This is a genomic window from Paludisphaera rhizosphaerae (assembly GCF_011065895.1).
Lineage (GTDB): Bacteria > Planctomycetota > Planctomycetia > Isosphaerales > Isosphaeraceae > Paludisphaera > Paludisphaera rhizosphaerae.
The window spans coordinates 156,800-174,051 of sequence record NZ_JAALCR010000003.1 but is presented as its reverse complement, the minus strand read 5'-3'; the positions used below and the strand labels follow the sequence as shown (position 1 = coordinate 174,051).

The 17,252-nt window shown below is 66.7% G+C and carries 10 protein-coding genes and 1 riboswitch; of the genes, 1 reads left to right on the top strand and 9 read right to left on the bottom strand.

All coding sequences use genetic code 11. From position 1 onward, the window contains the following. The first annotated feature begins 145 nt into the window (after positions 1–145). On the top strand, positions 146–2,098 hold the full coding sequence (asnB, locus tag G5C50_RS05295; protein ID WP_165066068.1) for an asparagine synthase (glutamine-hydrolyzing): 1,953 nt from the start codon (positions 146–148) through the stop codon (positions 2,096–2,098). A gap of 338 nt (positions 2,099–2,436) precedes the next feature. Here asnB and G5C50_RS05290 read toward each other — a convergent pair whose 3' ends face one another. The 9 genes from G5C50_RS05290 to G5C50_RS05250 form a co-directional block, all read right to left on the bottom strand. Further along, a complete protein-coding gene (locus G5C50_RS05290; RefSeq protein ID WP_165066065.1) occupies positions 2,437–3,306 on the bottom strand; it encodes a DUF4465 domain-containing protein in 870 nt (289 codons plus the stop codon). A 391-nt stretch (positions 3,307–3,697) separates the two neighbouring features. Further along, positions 3,698–3,904, bottom strand: a riboswitch (cobalamin riboswitch). Between the two features lie 74 nt (positions 3,905–3,978). Further along, positions 3,979–5,415, bottom strand: a complete 1,437-nt coding sequence (locus tag G5C50_RS05285; protein WP_165066062.1) for a sulfatase family protein — start codon at positions 5,413–5,415, stop codon at positions 3,979–3,981. Between the two features lie 2 nt (positions 5,416–5,417). After that, on the bottom strand, positions 5,418–6,806 hold the full coding sequence (locus G5C50_RS05280) for an alkaline phosphatase family protein (RefSeq protein ID WP_165066059.1): 1,389 nt from the start codon (positions 6,804–6,806) through the stop codon (positions 5,418–5,420). Positions 6,807–6,901: 95 nt separating this feature from the next. Continuing rightward, entirely contained in the window at positions 6,902–8,005 is a 1,104-nt protein-coding gene (locus G5C50_RS33145; RefSeq protein ID WP_407673488.1) for a cytochrome c biogenesis protein, read from the bottom strand. Between the two features lie 1,553 nt (positions 8,006–9,558). Continuing rightward, positions 9,559–11,679, bottom strand: coding sequence for a cytochrome c biogenesis protein ResB (locus G5C50_RS05270; RefSeq protein ID WP_165066054.1), 2,121 nt, complete (start codon positions 11,677–11,679; stop codon positions 9,559–9,561). Positions 11,680–11,833: 154 nt separating this feature from the next. Continuing rightward, a complete protein-coding gene (locus tag G5C50_RS05265; RefSeq protein ID WP_165066051.1) occupies positions 11,834–12,793 on the bottom strand; it encodes an RNA polymerase sigma factor in 960 nt (319 codons plus the stop codon). A 116-nt stretch (positions 12,794–12,909) separates the two neighbouring features. Then, a complete protein-coding gene (locus tag G5C50_RS05260; protein WP_165066049.1) occupies positions 12,910–13,368 on the bottom strand; it encodes a type II toxin-antitoxin system VapC family toxin in 459 nt (152 codons plus the stop codon). Next, complete coding sequence (locus G5C50_RS05255) at positions 13,369–13,662, bottom strand: hypothetical protein (RefSeq protein ID WP_165066046.1); 294 nt, start codon at positions 13,660–13,662, stop codon at positions 13,369–13,371. A 435-nt stretch (positions 13,663–14,097) separates the two neighbouring features. Then, positions 14,098–17,118, bottom strand: a complete 3,021-nt coding sequence (locus G5C50_RS05250) for a tetratricopeptide repeat protein (protein WP_165066043.1) — start codon at positions 17,116–17,118, stop codon at positions 14,098–14,100. Between the last annotated feature and the right edge of the window lie 134 nt (positions 17,119–17,252).

Below are 17,252 nucleotides of genomic sequence, written 5' to 3'. Positions count from 1 at the left end.
CGTGAACCCCACGCTGCCCGCGCCGCTCCTGGATTCGCTCCACGCCGAGTGAGCCCGACGACAGTCCGCCCGCCCCTCGACGCCGAGCGCTGGGCCGATCCCGCGTTCGCGCGGCCGCGAAGCTCCCCACCTTGAGGTACATCCCATGTGCGGCATCGCCGGAGCCTACGACCTGACCGGCCAGAGAGAGTTTCCCGCGGCCCGACTCCTGGCCATGACCGCCGCCATCGCCCACCGCGGCCCCGACGACGAGCAGATCCACATCGAGCCCGGCGTCGCCCTGGGCGCGCGCCGGCTGTCGATCATCGACCTGGCCGGCGGCCGTCAGCCGCTGTCGAACGAGGACGGCTCGATCTGGGTCGCCTTCAACGGTGAGCTGTTCGAGTATCCCGAGCTGCGTCAGAAGCTCCTTGACCGCGGCCACACCCTGGCGACGCGCTGCGACACCGAGGCGTGGGTCCACCTGTACGAGGATCGTGGCGAGGCGATGTTCGAAGAGGCGCGGGGGCAGTTCGCCGTCTCGCTCTGGGACCGTCGCAATCGCACCTTGATCCTCGGCCGGGACCGCATCGGCATCTGCCCGCTCTATTACGCCCAGGCCGACGGCTGGCTCCTGTGGGGATCGGAGATCAAGGCGATCCTCGCCTCCGGCCTGATCCGCGCCGAGGCTGACGTTCGGGGGATCGACCACCTCTTCACGTTCTTCTGCTCGGGGACGTCGCGGACCTTTTTCAAGGGCGTGACGTCGATCCCGCCGGGGAACTTTCTGAGGGTTCAGGGCGACCGCATCGAGAAGCGGGTCTACTGGGACTTTGACTTCCCCGACGCCGGCGACGAGACCCGGCTCTCCGACCCGACGCCGCTCGTCGACGAGTTGCAGCACCGGCTGGAGACGGCCGTCGAGCGTCGGCTCCGCAGCGACGTCCCGGTCGTCACCTACATCAGCGGCGGCCTCGATTCGACGGTCGTCCTGGGACTCTGCTCGCGGCTGCGGCAGGAGCCGATCCCGGCTTTCACGATCGGCCTGGACCGCGCCGGACCCGATGAACGGGCCCACTCGACGGAGGCCGCCGAGACTCTCGGCTCGCCGCTGACCACGGTGGTCATGGATCGCGCCAAGGTCGCCGACGCCTTCCCGGAACTGGTCATGGCGGCCGAGGGGCCGATCGTCGACACCTCGTGCGCTGCGCTCCTGCGGCTGGCGGAGACGGTCCACGGCCAGGGCTACAAGGTGACGCTCACCGGCGAGGGCGCCGATGAGGCGCTCGCGGGATACGTCTGGTACAAGACCCAGAAGGTTCGCGACGCCGCTTACAAGGTCGTCGGTCGGACGCTGCCCCGGATCGCCCGCAATCTGGCCGGACGGACGATCAGCGGCCGCCGCTTTTCCGTGCCTCCCGAGGGGGCCATCCACGGGGTCCGCACGGCGCAGCAGGATATGTACGAGATGATCTCCCAGTGCAAGCCGATGCTCTACTCGTCGGCGATGCGGGCGGATCTCAGCGAGCACGACCCCTACGCCGACCTGGACGTCCCCAATGAGCGGATGTCGCGCTGGGCGCCCCTGAATCAGTCGCTGTACGTCGGCTATAAGGTGATGCTCGCGGGCTTGTTGATGATCTCCAAGGGGGATCGCATCGCCATGAACTCGTCGGTCGAGGCCCGTTACCCGTTCCTCGACGACGACGTGGTCTCGTTCGCGACCCGGATCGCCCCTGAGTACAAGCTCCACGGCATGACCGAGAAGTGGCTCCTCCGGCGCGTTGCGGAGCGGATCCTCCCGGCGAAGATCGCCAACCGCCCCAAGACGATGTTCCGCACCAGCATGTCCGGGACGTTCCTGGGCCCTCACCGGCCGTCGTGGGTGGACCAGTTGCTCAGCCCGGAATCGCTGGCGAAGACCGGTTACTTCGACCCCGAGGCCGTCCGGATCCAGCGGGCCCGCCAGGTCCGCACGCCCCGCATAACCATTCCGCGCTTCACCTACGACGTCGGCCTGACGTGCGTCGTCACGACTCAATTGTGGCACCACCTCTTCTGCGGCGGCGGACTCTGCGACCTCCCCGAGTGGTCGCCTCCCATCACGGCCAGGGTTTGAGCCGTTGGCTTCGATCTCGCCGGCCTGCACTTGAACCCATCGGCGGCAAGTCGTTTCACGGATTGATTTTGCCCGTCGAAAACGGCTCTGTACGGCGGCTTCGTTCGGCGATTTTTCGAAGGCGTCGTTCACGACTTGTTCCTTGTAATGCAACGGCAGGCGTCGAGGCTCCTCTCAATCAATAATGTGGTTCCGGAATGGGAATTTTGTTCGCGGGCGTCCGGTTTTCGCGGCGCACAGAGCGGCGGCCACGATGAACTACTTCGCTGGTGGAGGGAGTTCTTCGTGGCCGCCGAACGAGGTGGAGCGTCAGCGCAGAGGGTACTGGCGAGGGGACCTCACGCCGCGGCTTGTCTCCGTCGCAGAGACAGGCCGACGACGGCGACGGCCGACGCCGCCATGACGAGGCCCGTCGGCTCGGGGACGGCGGTGGCGTTGAGGCTATAGGTGATGTCGTCGACGGCGAAATAGCCCGGCGTGTTCATCCCGTACTGGCCGACGTCCGACGAGGAGACGTTGAACCAGAGTTGCGTGGCGCCGGCCAGGGACGACAGATCCATGTAAGCCCAGGCGTCCAGGATGTAGTGGTCGGCGGCGTTGGAGGATCGGTAGTCGGCCAGATAGAAGTCGACGGACTCCAACCCAGACGACGTGAAGCCGTAAGCCGTCAGCTTGAACCAGTCGCCGGTGTCGAACTTCTTGGCGAACGAGTCGCCGTTAAGCATTGAGAGAGCGGCGTAGGTCGTGTTGGTGACGAACATCCCCTCGATCGAACCGCCGGTCGGCAGGATGATGGTGGGCAGCGTACCGAAATCCTGTGGCGTCTGCGGGTTGAACGACGAACTCGCGTAACCGAAGGCCACACCATAGTTGGTGCCCGAGTGCCCTCCGCCGGCGTAGGCCGAGAACTGGTTGAGGTAGCCCGCGGTCGTCGTGTCGGTCGTGTTTGAATAGGCGAAGCCGCCCCAGCTCCCGTACGTCGTGTCGTAACGGTTGTTGAGCGTGACGCCGCCGGTTGTGAACGAGCCCGCCGCGACCTTGCCGTAAGGGCCGTCGACGAGCGTCGCGTTCGGCATCGGGCCCCTGTTGTACGACTTCGGGGCCAGCGTCAGATCGTCGAAGCCGGCGACGATCTCACCGGCCTGAGCAGGGACGGCGAGAGTCGCCAGGGCCAGGCAGACGGCGATGTGGAGGTGTCGAGAGATCATCGAATCAAATCCTGTCGTCAAGGTGGATGAGAATCGGTCGGTGCGCGCGCACGTCGACCGGCCCGGCGCGACTGGTCGCGTCGGCTGAATTGGGGATGGATCAACGATCCCTCATCCACCGGAGTCGGTTCACTGGGCGCCATGCCCACGCTCGTCGTGGGCCTGCGATCGGCGACGGATCCACGAGCGTCCCGCGCCGGTCGATGGCCTCGGCAAGCGTGGCCATGCCACCCCTGTTTGGTGGCGAGGGCGTGTGGACGATTAGGACGCGCTCATTCTTCGGGGGCCTTTCCGCCGGGACGGGCAGGGCGGGGCGCGAGCGGCCGTGCCGGGCGCACCTCTCGCGGCCGATCCGCGCGAGCGTCCGCCGCGGACGCCGACGGCCGGGCGTCCTCGCAGCTCTCGACGGGCAGGTCTTCTGGCTCTCGGCTCATGACGGCTTCGGACGGCCTTCCCGTCCCCGAATGTCGGGGATAGTGGCCCTGTGGTCCGAAGCCTCACCGATTACAGCGGCGGCCCCGCGCCGGATTTTCACCGGCTTCCCTATTCTCCCCCCCGAGCATTCTCGGCCGGGGGCACCTGTCGAGCGAGCCCCAGGGTAGCGGTTCCCGGCCTGGGATTCAAGCCGGGAACCTTCGACGCATTAGGTCATGAAGCGTGCGGATATGAAAATCAGTCGGCGGCCGTCTCGGCCGGGCGGACCTCGGTGGCGGTGCGATTCGTCAGCTTGTCGCCGAGCTTGCCGCGCATGACGTCGGCCATCGCCTGGAGCTTGGCGACGACCTCGGGCTTCTCGGTAGTCAGGTTCTTGGTCTCGCCGACGTCGGCGTCGAGGTCGTAGAGTTCCAGCCCGACGGCGAGGTTGCGATACTTGCCGGGCTCGCCGCTGTGACCGGGGGCCTGGCCGTTCATCGTTCGCGAGGTGTGCGGGAACATGAGCTTCCACGAGCCGGACCGCATCGACTGGAGCTGGCCGTCGGCGTAGTAGAAGAAGAACGCCTCGTGCGGGCTGCGAGCGCCGGGCTCGCCGAAGAGGAGCGGCCGGATATCCAGCCCGTCGATCGGCAGCGTGGGCGACTTCGCGCCGATGATCGCGGCCAAGGTCGGCAGTAGGTCGATGGTCGCCGCCGGCTGATGCTGGACGAGACCCGCGGGGATCTTGCCTGGCCATCGCGCGAGGAAGGGCTCGCGAATGCCTCCCTCGTAGCTCGTCCCCTTGCCCTCGCGGAGCGGGCCTGCGGAACCGCCATGGTCGCCGTAGCTCAGCCAGGGGCCGTTGTCGGAGGTGAAGACGACGAGCGTCCGGTCGTCGATTTCCGAGTCGCGGATCGTGCTCAGGATCGCGCCGACGGCGTCGTCGATCTCGCGGATCACGTCGCCGTAGAGCCCCGCGCCGCTCTTGCCGACGTCGTCGTCGCGGACGAAGAGCGGGACGTGGGGCATGTTGGTGGCCAGATAGAAGAAGAACGGCTTATCCTTGTTCCTCTTGATGAAATCGACGGCGCGGGCGCTGTAACGGGTTGTGAGTAGCTTCTGATCCTCGGCCGTGACGTCCGGGTCCAGCGGCTGGTCCCCCTCGATCAGCGGCAGCCTGGGATAGTCCGCCGGCCGCTCGGGGTGGTGCGGCCACATGTCGTTCGAGTAGGGGAGGCCGAGGTATTCGTCGAATCCGTGGTGGATCGGCAGTTGCGAGGGCCGGCAGCCCAGGTGCCACTTGCCGGCCATGCCCGTCGCGTATCCGGCCGACTTGAACATCTCGGCCATGGTCGTCTCGCTGTGCGCCAGCCCCTGCTTAGACTTCGGCCCGAGCGCTCCGCGAATCCCGACGCGCTCGTTGTAGCACCCCGTCATCAGGGCCGAACGCGAGGCCGAACAGACTGCGCTCGACACGTAGAAATCCGTAAACTTCGCACCCTCGGCGGCCATCCGGTCGAGGTTCGGCGTCGCGTACTTCTTGGCGCCGAAGGGGCCGATGTCGCCGTAGCCCATGTCGTCGCAGAAGATCACGACCACGTTCGGGTGGGCGGCGTCCGCAGCCGGTTGAGCGTGCAGGGCCGACGGCGTCGAGAGGACGATCGTTGAGACGATCAAAATATAAGTTTGTCTCATTATTAATCCTGAGTCAAGGCGTTGAGCAGCAGGCCACGGAAGTCGGTCGTCTTCAAGAGTCCTTCCGTCGGCTCGGGACCGTCTGCGACGAGCAGGGGCTTGTCGAGCGGATCGGCGGCGGGGAGTCCGTGGCTGCCGCGGACGAGGGTCGGGTCGAGGGGCACGACGTCGAACAGGGTGCGGAAGCCGAGCTTCTTCTGGATCAAACGGCGCATGGCCCGGCCCATCGGCCAGATCAGGGCGGGATCGAAAAACATCTCGCAGGGGTCGAAGCCCGGCTTGCGGTGGATGTCGATCGTCCGGGCGAAGTCCGGCGCGAGCGCGTCGTCGAGCCAGTACGGGTACGCGAACCAGGCGTCGCGGTCGGAGAGGGCGACGACCTCGCCGGAACGCTCGTGGTCCAGGCCGATCTCCGCCCACTCCGCGCCGGCGTACGTTCGCGAGACGCCCGGTTGTGACGCCAGCAGCTCCCGGACGGCCTGAACGTCGTCGGGATTGGAAACGTAGATATGTGCAAGCTGGTGATCGCAGACGGCGATCGCGCGGCTGTTGAACGCGTCGATCGTCTCACCGAATGGCCCGGGGCGGACGGTCAGCAGGCCGGCCTGACGCAAGATGCGGTTGAGCAGGACGGGGCGAGAGACGTCGCAATGGCCGTACTCGCTGACGACCCAGACCCGAGCGCCGGCGGCCTTTGCGGCGTCGAGCAAGGGCGCGGCGGCGGCGTCGAGTTCGGCGACGAGCTTCGGCATGTCGCAGCCGGACGGCCCCCGCCGCTGCGGCTCGTAGTCCAGGTGCGGCAGGTAGACGAGCGTCAGGTCGGGGCGGTCATCCTTGAGGACGTCGGCGGCGGCCTTCGCGATCCAGTCGGTGCAGGGGAGGCCGGCGTTAGGACCCCAGAACGTGTGGAACGGGAACTTGCCGAGCCGTCCCTCCAGCCGTTCGCAAAGGCCGTCGGGCGTACCGGCGATGCCGAAGACCTTGTTGCCGTCAGCCCCATAATAGGGCTTGGGCGTGACGCTCAGGTCGACGTCGGCCCCCTGGTTGAACCACCAGAAGAGCTTGGCGACTTTGAACGGCCGCCCGCGCTCGCGGCCGATCCGGCGCAGGGTCGTCTCAATCGTCTCCGCCTGGACGAGGGCGCTTGACTGCTGCCAGAAGCGGACCTCGCGGGTGTCGCGAAAGAGCCAGCCGTTGGCAACGACCCCGTGCTCCTGCGGGAGCTTGCCCGTCAGCAGGCTGGCCTGCGCCGTGCAGGTGACGGCTGGGACCACTTCCTCCAGCGACCGGGCCCATCCGGAATCGGCCAGGGCTCGGAGCTTTGGAGCGTGGGCGAGGAGCCGACGGGTCATCCCCACGGCGTTAATGACGACGACGGGCTGGACGGACATCGCGGGGGGCGGCTCCGAGATCGCGGCGGGGACCTTTGACGAGCAATGGGCCCGAGCATACCACGATGGAGAGCCGCCGTCCCGCGTTCACCCGGTCAGACGGCCGCGCGAAGCTGTCCCAACCGTCGACGCCACCAGGCGGCTAGCGGCAGGGCCATGATCGAGCAGAGGATGACGCCCATCGCGCCTTGCGAACCTCCCTCGACGAAGCCGTAGCTGTGCAGGCCGACGCCCAGCACGAAGTTCACGCCGTACCAGGCCATGACGACGGACAGGAAGCAGACGACCGAGGCGAAGACCAGGCCGAACATGCTCACCCAGCCGGCGAACCGCCCGTGGAGCGGGACGAGGTAAACCAGCAGGGTGATGAGCGCCCAGACCTCCTTCGGGTCCCATCCCCAGAACCGGCCCCAGGAGTAATCCGCCCAGACGCCGCCGAGGATCGTCCCGGCCGCGATCAACAGGACGCCGACCTGCATGGCGCGGTAGATGAAGTTGGCCAGCGGCTTGATCGTGGCCGCGGTCCGCTGCATGGCCAGGCCGCGGAGGTCGAGCTTGGCGGGGGCGGCCGAGGCGACGATCTCCTCAACGGAGGGACGGGCCTTGGGCGCCTCGGCGACGGCCGGCTCGGGGGCCCCGCCGCTGAGGGCCGGCAGGTCGAGGATTTCGCCGTTCCAGGAGATCTGGTTGAGGAACTCGCCGACGACGGAGAGAACGGCTCCCAGCGAGGCCATGCCGCCGATCGCGGCCATCGCGGCGAAGACGTAGAAGAGGCCGTCGGGGACGACCCACGACGGGCCGAACATCCCGTAGCCGGCGAGCATCCCGCCGAGGCCCACCGTGAACAGCGGGAAGGCCGGGACGAGCGGCGAGGCCAGCTCTCCGTACGAGGGCGAACGCCGGTAGGTGGCGGTCAGGTAGTAGATCGTCGCGATCAGACCGAGCGCCCAGGCCAGGCCGAACGCCGCGTAGCTGGAGACCTCCGTCAGGACGTGGATCGTCAGCCAGAGGTTGCTCCGCAGTACCGGCTGGAGGCTCTTGATGCTGGGGTCGAGGAGCGGCACGTTGAGCGCGGTGATCGTCCCGAGCAGGGCCACGGCGGCCCCCGCCACGGCCGAGAAGGTGCGACGGTAGATCAGCTCGAAGATGAACGACAGGACGGCGGCCACCAAGGCGACCCAGATGACCGTCTCATACATGTTCGTAACCGGCGCCCAGCCCGAGATCGAGATCCGGAGGTAGAACCCGTAGCATTCCCACGCGATCCCCGTCAGCAGGGCGAGCATCCCGACCCCTCGGATCGCCTTGCCGATCGTGCTCATCTCGGCCACTCGGCCGCCGGAGAAGCCCAGGGCGATCGCCAGCAGCGCCAGGGCTGTCCCGTAGGCGAAGGGGGCCTGATAGAACGGGTTGACCGCGTTGAATCGGGACTCGCGATCGATGGCCGCGGCCGACGGGTAGAACTGCGGATTGACGGCCTCGCCCAGAGAGCGCGACGCTGTCAGCAGCGCCTCGGCCGGTTCGACGGCGATCTCTCCGGGCTTCTCGTTCTCGGCTTTTTCAAAGCCCTTGTAGGCATCCAGGAAGGCGCGAGCCTGCTGCTCCGGGTAGCCAGCCGCGGCCAGGTCGGTGGGCTCCGCCTGGAGCAAGACCTTGAGCGGCACCCAGACCGAGCTCTCGGCGAGCCAGGAGGCGAACTTCTTGTCGGCCTCGGCGTTCGACCCTGGGTCGTGATGGTCGGTGTCCGGGATGTCCATCCAGTAGGTCTGCAGAGCCTTGATCACGTCGAACTGGACCGGCGGCAGCGACCGGCCGGAGAGGTTCTCGTCGACCTTCATCTTGGCCCGAAGGTCTTCGAGCGCGGTTTTGAAGTACGCGAACGCCTCGGGCCCGAAAGGCCGGGGCATGATCCGGATGAGGGCGTTGCTCTGAATCTCCTCGCCGGAGTACGCCCGATAGGTCGCCAGCCGGTGGCCGACCTGAATCGCCCGACGCTCGACTTCCGTCGGCCGCGCGGCGAGGGCCGGGTCGCGGTCGAACTTTCGCTTCTGGTCGTCGAGCTGAGCCACCCACTGCATGAACGATTCGTCGTGCTCGCCGTGGCGGATCTTGGCGTCGTCGAAGTCTGTCGGGGAGAGCCACTTGTGCTCCTCGGAGAGCTTCGCGGCGACCTCTTCCAGCAGCTTGCGGTCGGCCTCCACGAGCTTCGCCGACTTGAGGAAGCCGATGACGGCGGCGGCGTCGAGGGCCTGGTCTTCGCCGAGGAGTACGAGCTTCTTCTTGTCCTCGTCGGGCGTCTCAGGGCGGGCCGCGATCGCGGCCAGTTGGGTGCGGATCGGGCCCAGCAGGATCTGCCGCTTCAGCGGGAGGTAGTCGACGAGGATGAACGGCTGCGAGTCCCAGAACTCGGGGCGGATCATCCAGTCGACGAACGCGGAGACGGGGGCCCAGGTCTCGGCGACCTCGTTGCGGCCGTCGAGGATCTTGACCGTCTCACGGCCGAAGACCTGCTTGACCTCCTCGCGGGCCACGGTGTCCAGGGGTTTGATTCGACCCTGGTGCATGACGGCGATCCGGCCGAGCCGGTCGTAGGCCGGGCCGGTCCCAAGCTTGCGCGGGCCCGAGGTCGGCTCGGCCGCGGAAGCCGCGCCGAGCAGGCCGCAGAGGGCCAGGCTGGTGAGAAGTCGGCCGTATCGTCTCATCGCGCGTCTCCCGGAATGGTTGGCGTTAGGATCGACTGGGCGGGCGGGGCTCACAGGGTTTCCTCTTCGGCCTTCCTCGCGGCTTCGAGCTTCTCGTGCTTCGCGCGGTAGTTGAAGGCGCCGGCCCGCATGTAGAACTGGAGGAACGTCCCCAGGACGATGAGCAAACTGCCGGCGTAGATGATCGGCCGGCCCGGGTTGCTTCCCACCTGGAAGACTGACTGGAACTGGCCTGTCCGCTGGTTGGTTCGCGGGTCGACGATCGGTGAATAGCGCATCTGGTAGAACGTCAGGCCGCGATGCGTCATCGGCTCGTTCATGGCGATGACGTGCTGCTGATCGCGGACGCCGTGCGCCGGGTCTTCGACCTTGACCGTGCTGACGAACTTGGTGGCCTGCTCGGTCCCCGGCTCGAAGCCGACCTCGAAGTCTTCCAGCTTCACGTCGAAGCCCAGCGGCTTGCGGTCGACGTCATAGGCGATCTCGAACGATCGGCTGCCGACGTTCACCGGGCGGTAGACGGGAGCTTCCAACGACTCGCTGCGCTGGATCCAGATCTCCTCGGACTTGCCGTCGGCGGTCAACTCGACGAGGCAGGCGGGGATAGCCTCTTCCATCTGGTTGCCCAGCAGATGGAGCGGGCGGAAGACCCGCTTCTCGACGCCCGAGGGGAGGAACTCGGCGACCTGGAAACCGATGGACATCGCCGCGCCCCCGCCGCCGAAGGCGTCCACCCATTCGCCGGTCTTGATCGGGGCGGCCGTGCGCAGCTCGGGCTTGCCTTCTTCCTTGCCCCGGCCGAAGACCCGGTAGTACAGCTTGCCGTCGGGGGCGGCCAGAACGTCGACCTGGCCGAACCGGCCGTTCGTCTTGGGGTCGATCTCTGGCGTCAGCATCATGTGGATGCGGACGAGGGCCTTGGGCGGCGGGGTGCCATCGGGCACGGCGCGGGGGATGACGTTGGGGAACATGGGCATCTCGCCCATCGCCACATGCTCGACGGGCTCCGCCGTCCCCTTGCGAACGTCGAAGACGGCGATCGGGATCGAATCCTCGCCGACCGTCCGGGCCAACTCGCCGGTCGGGAAGTGGGCCAGACGTTCAAGCGTGGCGGTTAGATCGCTGTCGGGGAGCGGGACCGGCTTCTCGGTAGCGCCGTCGAGGGGGAAGTCGTAAACGTGTTCCTTGCCGTCGTTCCCTTCGTAGCGGAACCGAGCGACGCCGATCGGGCTTTTGTCGATGGGAGGCTTGAGGAAGTCCTCAACGTATTCGGGGCGATCCACCGAGGTGAATGAGATCAGGGCCGGCATCTCGCCGCTGCGAGCAGTGCGCTGGAACCGGCGGTCGAGCTTGAACCACTGGCTGGCCTCGTCCGGGTTGGCCAGACGGGCTTCGGGCATCATCGGGGCCTTGAACCGCAAGAGCATCCGGGCCATCGGCTGACCGTCCGGCGAGGCCTCGTGAAGCGTTTCCGGGGTCGAGGCCGGCAGGTACTCGCGAACGACGAGCTTGAACGGGTCGCCGGACTTGCTGAGAACGTCGGCCTCGGAGCGAGCGGTTGGGAGCCGGCCTCCGGTGACCCGATTCAGACCCAGGTCGAAGATGTTGCGGATACGAGGCTGGCCGCCCCCCCAGGGGAACGGGCCGCTCTCGTCGAAGTCCATGGCGTACGTGGCCGAGGGCTGCTGGGTGTGCGCGTCGACCTCGCGGATGCGGAAGACGGGGGAGTCGGTCCGGAGCATTTCGCTGCGGGTCTCCCCTTCCAGCATGCCGACGGTCCCCTCATCGCCCGACTTGAAGTGGACGTATGAGCCGGCGATCAGCACCAGGAGCCCCGCGTGCGTCACCACGAAGCCCGTCTGCCGCTTCTTCCAGGGAAATCGGATCGTCGCCGCGCAGAGGATGTTGATCGCCAGGAAGGCGAGGATCAGGGCGAACCACACGCTCTTATAGACGAACGCCTGGGCGGCTTTCGTCCCATAGGTCGATTCAAACCAGGTTGCGAAAGCGAGCGCCGCGGCGAGTCCGCCGATCGTCAGGACGGCCAGCTTGAGCGAGGCCAGGAACTTGTAGATCTCGTCGACCACGGCCAGGAGCCGGCCGCCGGCCGACCTTACGGCGTCGGGCTTCGGGGGTTGGGGGCCGGGGTATTGCTTGGTGGCCGTCGCCATGTCGTCGCACCTGCCGGAGGGAGGAAGTAACGGGGATGAGCCGGGCGGGCCGGGTCGAGCCGCGCGGGCCGTCCCGAGATCCTTCAATTCTAATCCAGCGCCGCCGTAAGCGACCAGGGGCGTCGGGTTTGCAGAGCCGGAGGGTTAAGACGAATCAATGGAGCGCGACGTGGCATCGCACGCAGGTTGCGAGAAGTCGCGAGGCCGCCGAGCCGTCGGGCTTCGCGGCCAGTTCCCGCGCCGCCAGCCGGGTTGCGCCGGCCAGGTTTCGGGACTCCTCGCGAACGACGGCCGCACGATCGGCGTGCTCGACGCCCGCCTCGATCCGGGCGCGGTCGAGCCCTTCGCCGTCATTACGCTCCAGCGCGGCCAGGAGTTCTGTCAGCCCGGCCGCACGCAGGGCATCGGGGTGAGTGGCCGCCGTCGCGATCGTTCCGCTCGTGGGGGGGAGGTCGGGTCGATGATCGGATCGCAGGAAAGAGGCGGCCCAGACGGTCGCCGCGAGCAGCAGCCCGAGCGTAACCCCTCGGCCGATCAAGCTCTTGCGGAGGAGCGATCGGGCCCGGTCGAGGCGTCGGGAGATGGAGCCGACGGGATATCCCAGCGCGGCAGCCGCTTCCTGGTTGGTCTTGCCTTCCAGGTAACAGAGGGCCAGGGGAGCCCGGTATTTCTCAGGCAGATCGTCCAGGGCGCCGTCAATCGCCTGACGGACGTCGCGCCGCTCGATTTCCTCGGTGAATGCGGAAAGAGGGCATTCCAGGTCGGGCAGAGGGCCGGCGTCGCCGAAGCGGAAGTCGCCGGGCAGGGATGAGGCGAGGGTTTCTCGACGGCTTCGGCGGGCGATCTCGCTCCGGGCGTGGAGGGCCAACCGACGGGCCACGTCCCCCACCCAGCCGGCGACCGACGACCGCCAGGCCACGTCGGAGGCTCGCAGGGCCAGGAGCAGGAACGTCGCCTGAAAGACGTCTTCGGCGTCGTGCTCGCTCCGAAGGAACCGCCGACAGACGCGCTTGACGCCGGGCCCGTGGCGTTCCACGAGTTCCGCGAACGCGGCCTCCTCGCGCCCCTCGGCGAACCTCCTCAGCAAGATCGCGTCCGTCGCCCGCTCGATCATCGTCGAGACCGCCCTCGCTTCCCTCGAATCACGCTCTTCCCCGTATTATGCCGATTCGGCCGTCGGGCGAATGCGTTTTTCTGGGAAGATGCGCCGATCCATCGGAGGGATCGCGATCATATCGTCTCTGGATTGATGCAGGAGAGTCCTTGGCGGGCGGCGATTTCGAGAAGCCGTTGGTCGGCCGAAACGAAATGATCGACGGGCGACGGGAATTGGATGGAGAGAGCAACCGCCAGTTGCAAGGCGTCGAGCGTGTGCAGTTGCCGAGTCCGGCCGTGTTTCGAGATAAGCGAGCCCGCCGCCTCGAAATGGCCGTTCAGGATGCGGACCGGAACGATCAGCCGATGGGCGACGTCGGCGAAGAATCTGAGTTTGAGAAGGTCGAAATCCGGGTCGCGGATCTCACCTGTCCTGACCTTCCTGGCGAAGACCGAGACCATCTCGGCCAGAGTGAGTCGAGCGATGGAATTGATGGACTTGGGGTCGTCCACGATCTTCGAAACTTCGAGCGAGCCCGCCTCCGCGTGGTAGTGCTTCACGAGAGCGCTGGTGTCAAAGAAGTAGTGAGGCATTCAGAAGCGCTCGTTGCGTTCCTCGATGACCGCCTCGGCCATCGAACCGGAGATCTTGGCCAGCGCCTGCCTTACCTCCTCGTGAGAAGGGACTTTCTCGCCGCCGATCTCACGGGTGCAGTAAGCGATGGCTTCCCGGTCGATGAGGTCGTCGGGCCATGCCCCAACTTGCCCGTGCTGGATGTGATCCTGAATGATTCCCTGGATGTAGGAAGCCAGATCACGTCCGCTCATACGGGCCTTCTCAAGGAGCGCCTCCTCCTCATCGGGGGGGAGTTCGATCGTGATCGTCATCTCTCGACCTCCGTGGGCCCATGTGGATGTCATCGCTTCATTATTATCTTATCCGCGAGCAATCGGTTCTGGTGACGGCCGAACGCGCTCGGCTCGGTCTTTCGGGTCAGGCTGCCGCCCTCGGCTGGCCTGAACTGGACTCAGCGGCAGTTTAAGGAAATCCGTCCTCTCGCCGGACCCACAGTCGTCCCGTGTCACGGAAGCCAAGCTCGTCGGCGTCTACGAACGCGGCAAGGTCCGCCCAACCCCTGAACGGTTCCCCGTCACGTCCGAGGAGCCGATGTTCGTGTTGTCGTTTGGGTTATAGGCACCGTCCAGGAACGCCCGGACGAGTTTCCGGTCGTGGAGCAGGACGAACTCACCATACATTATATGATGGCGTCATAATACGCGGTGAACGTTCAGTCGAAGCGGTCCTTCCGTTCCTTCCGCTGCTCAGGTGGTCGTTGGGTCGTCGGGTTTACGGCCGGGATTGGCCGGCTTGGGGGTGGGTTTGGCGTCCGGCGACGCCTCGCGGAGCCACACGCTCGTCGCGGTTCTGTACCACGAGTTGAATCCGACGTAGCCGACGCAGTATTCCAGGTGCTTCCGGGCGTCTTCGATCCGGCCTCGGTTGAGGAGGAAGCGTCCCACAAGGTACTCGACGATCGACCGCGGTTCCGGAGTCCAGTCGGCGATCATGGCGTCGATGGCCGCGAGATCCGGCGGTTTCGCCCCGGGGGCCAGCGAGCCGAAGAGCATCTCGCAGATCTCCACCGTCTTGGGGCCTGAGTTCTTCATCTCATCGACCATCCGTTTCACCGTCTTGTCCCGCTCGTCAGTCGCGCCAGTCTGGTCCTGGAGGAGGGCCAGGTTGATGGCGACCCGGAGGTCGTTGGTCGAGGCGGTTCCCGGATTCAGCGTGCGGAGGGCGGCGTCAGCATCTCCTTCGATCCAGTGATAGAAGGCCAGCGTTACGGGGTCTGTCGCCCCGGGGACTCGCGTCATGACCCTGGCCAGTTTTGCAGCCCGTTCTGGCTCGGCGCGGCCGGTACGGCGGGAGAAGAGGTACCAGTCGGCCCAACTCGAGGGGTAGCGTTCGGCCGTCCGCTGCAGCCATGCGCCGGCGGATTCCAGGTCGCCGAGTTGTTCGTCGACCTCGGCGGCGCACTTCATGGCCCAGCCGGCCCAGGTGGCTGCGGCATCGTACGCATAGGGCCTGGCCTTCTCCGGAAGTCCCTTCTTGAGGTAGAACCTGGCCAGCCTCACCTGCACCGTGGCATGGTCCAGGCCCGAGTTCTCGGTGTCCTCAAGGTACGCATTCAGCGTTTCCAGCCAACCGGCCTCGTCCCCGGCCTTTTGCTGGCATTCGGCCAACTGATCGTATCCCCAGCGGTCGGGCGACACGATGATGTAGTGGGTCAGGACCGGGCGGGCCTCGTCGTGGCGGTCCAATTCGATGAGCTTGTTCGCCAGAGCGAAGAGGAAGGCCGCGGAGTTTCCGTGGCGTTCTTTCCATTCAGCGAGCTTCGGCTGGGACTTGGCCCAGTCGTACTTCACCAGCATGGACGCCGCGTAAGCGTTGTTGGGGCTGGCCTCCATCAACCGTTCGGCGTAGTTGGCCCGAAGCTCTTCCCGGGTGCCGTTGAGCATCAAAGTTATGTCGCGCACAGAGGACGTATTGTGAGCGCCGACGAGGTTCCAATCGTCCCTGGCGGAATCGAGGGCAGGTCCAGGCGTGTGCTGGATGTGGAGGATGAACGGGGCCTCGGTTGATTCCAGGTCGGCCCGGTCATAAACCATGGAGAATTCCTCGTAGTCGCGGCGGTCTTCTGGGTTTCCGGCCAGCATCCCGAGGAACGGTCGGTAGGGGTGATGCATGATGGAGGTCCGCGCCGCCTCCCAGAAGTCGTCGACGGGGACGCTCCATTTCTTCCGCATGAAATCCAGGCGTCGCATGACCTGGACGAACCGGGTCTCGCGCGCCAGGTGGGCGAGAACGCCCCAGGAAGGCTCGCCGGAGTCCGAGCCGACGCGGCCGGCCTGGGCCAGAGCGTCGTCGAGGGCTGCGTCGTCCTCATCCTCCAACGACTTGCGGGCGGACTCGGGGAGGTCCTTGGCCGCGTGGAGTTTGGAGCGGAGGAACTCGTGAAAGCTTTGTGGACCGAGCACCGTGGCCTTGTGCAGGTCGCTCAGGCCGCCGTTGCTGCTGATCATGTCGAAGGCCTGGGAGCAGTCGGGGTCGACCTGAATGACGGCTTCCGCGGCGTGGATGAGCTGCCTCGTGCCGGCGGGTTGCTCCACCGCCAGCATTTTGAGATAAGCGCCGAGGCGGTCATGCGGCGGCTTCGCCGCGCCGAGCCTCGGAAGGGCGTACTGAACGTAGGCGTCGATCACCTCCACCCAGGCCGGAGCTTCAGCCCCTCCCTCGCGCCCGGCCGCCGCCGTCAGATCCTTGATCGCGCTGGCGTGCCGGCCGGCGAGGGCCTCCGCGAACGCGCGGTGACGCAGGGCGAAGGCCGAGGACTCTTCCTTCGCCACAAGCCGTTGGGCGTAAAGCAGCGAACGCGCCTCAAATGCACGGTGAGCCGCGCTCCAGTGGTGGGTCGTCAGGGCGCCGAGCGTGGCGTAGCCCCGGACCAGGGCGCCGAGCCGCGCGGGTGACTCGCCATCGGTCCGGATCGCGGCGTGGACCTCACGGATCGCTCGCACGAGGTCGACCAGCCCGAGCGAGCCGAGCTTCTCCTCCACTCCGTTCGGAACAGAGGCGTCGGCCCGGTAGGCGTTCGGCTCGCCCTTCAGGCCCAGACGGTCGAGGGTTTCCGGGATCGATGTGCGCGACAGCTTCTCGGTCAGAACCAGCTCCGGTTCAGCCTCGCCGGAGACCTTCTTGGGGTCGAGATCTCCGACCGTCAGCGGTTCGGTCTGCTCGTCGACCTTGCCCGCGGCGACGGGACGGATCAGCAGTCTGCTCTGGACGTTGGTCCGGAAGAGCGTGCCGACCTGTGCGACGGCCTCGGCGGTCGGCGGAGCGTCGTCGAGCAGCTCGTCGCGCGTGGCGGCTCCGCGCTCGTCGCGGGCGGCGATCAGCACGGCCTGGCGGGCGAACTCGCGGAAGAGGAGATCCTGGTCCGTGCCGGCGATTTTGGACACGTCGCGGGGGGCGACGGGCCGGGCCAACTCAACGGTCGCGCGGCCGTCCCGCGCCTTCGAAATCGAGATCAGGCTCGTCACGTCGGCTGGGTCCGGCGCATTGGGCGAAACCGGGATGGGCTTCGGCGGCGGGGCGGCCGAGGCGGTTTCCGGCGTCGGCGTCGCCGGAAACCAGGGACGATCGGGTATGTTCCGATAGATCACGATTCCGGCCACGGCGATCACGGCCAGCAACACGACTGTCGCCGCGCCGTTGCCACGCTTCCGACCCGTACCCGCTTCGTTCGCCAAGCCCGTCTTGATCCCATCGTCCGGTGACGTCATCACGCCCTCCCGACCGAATCGTCGACGACGATTTCGGAAATGTATTTAGGTCGTGCGGAGATCGTACGAGATCAGGGCGGGCCGAGGCAATCAGTGAGGCGTGAAATCCTACATGAGAGGCCGCATGGCTTGTC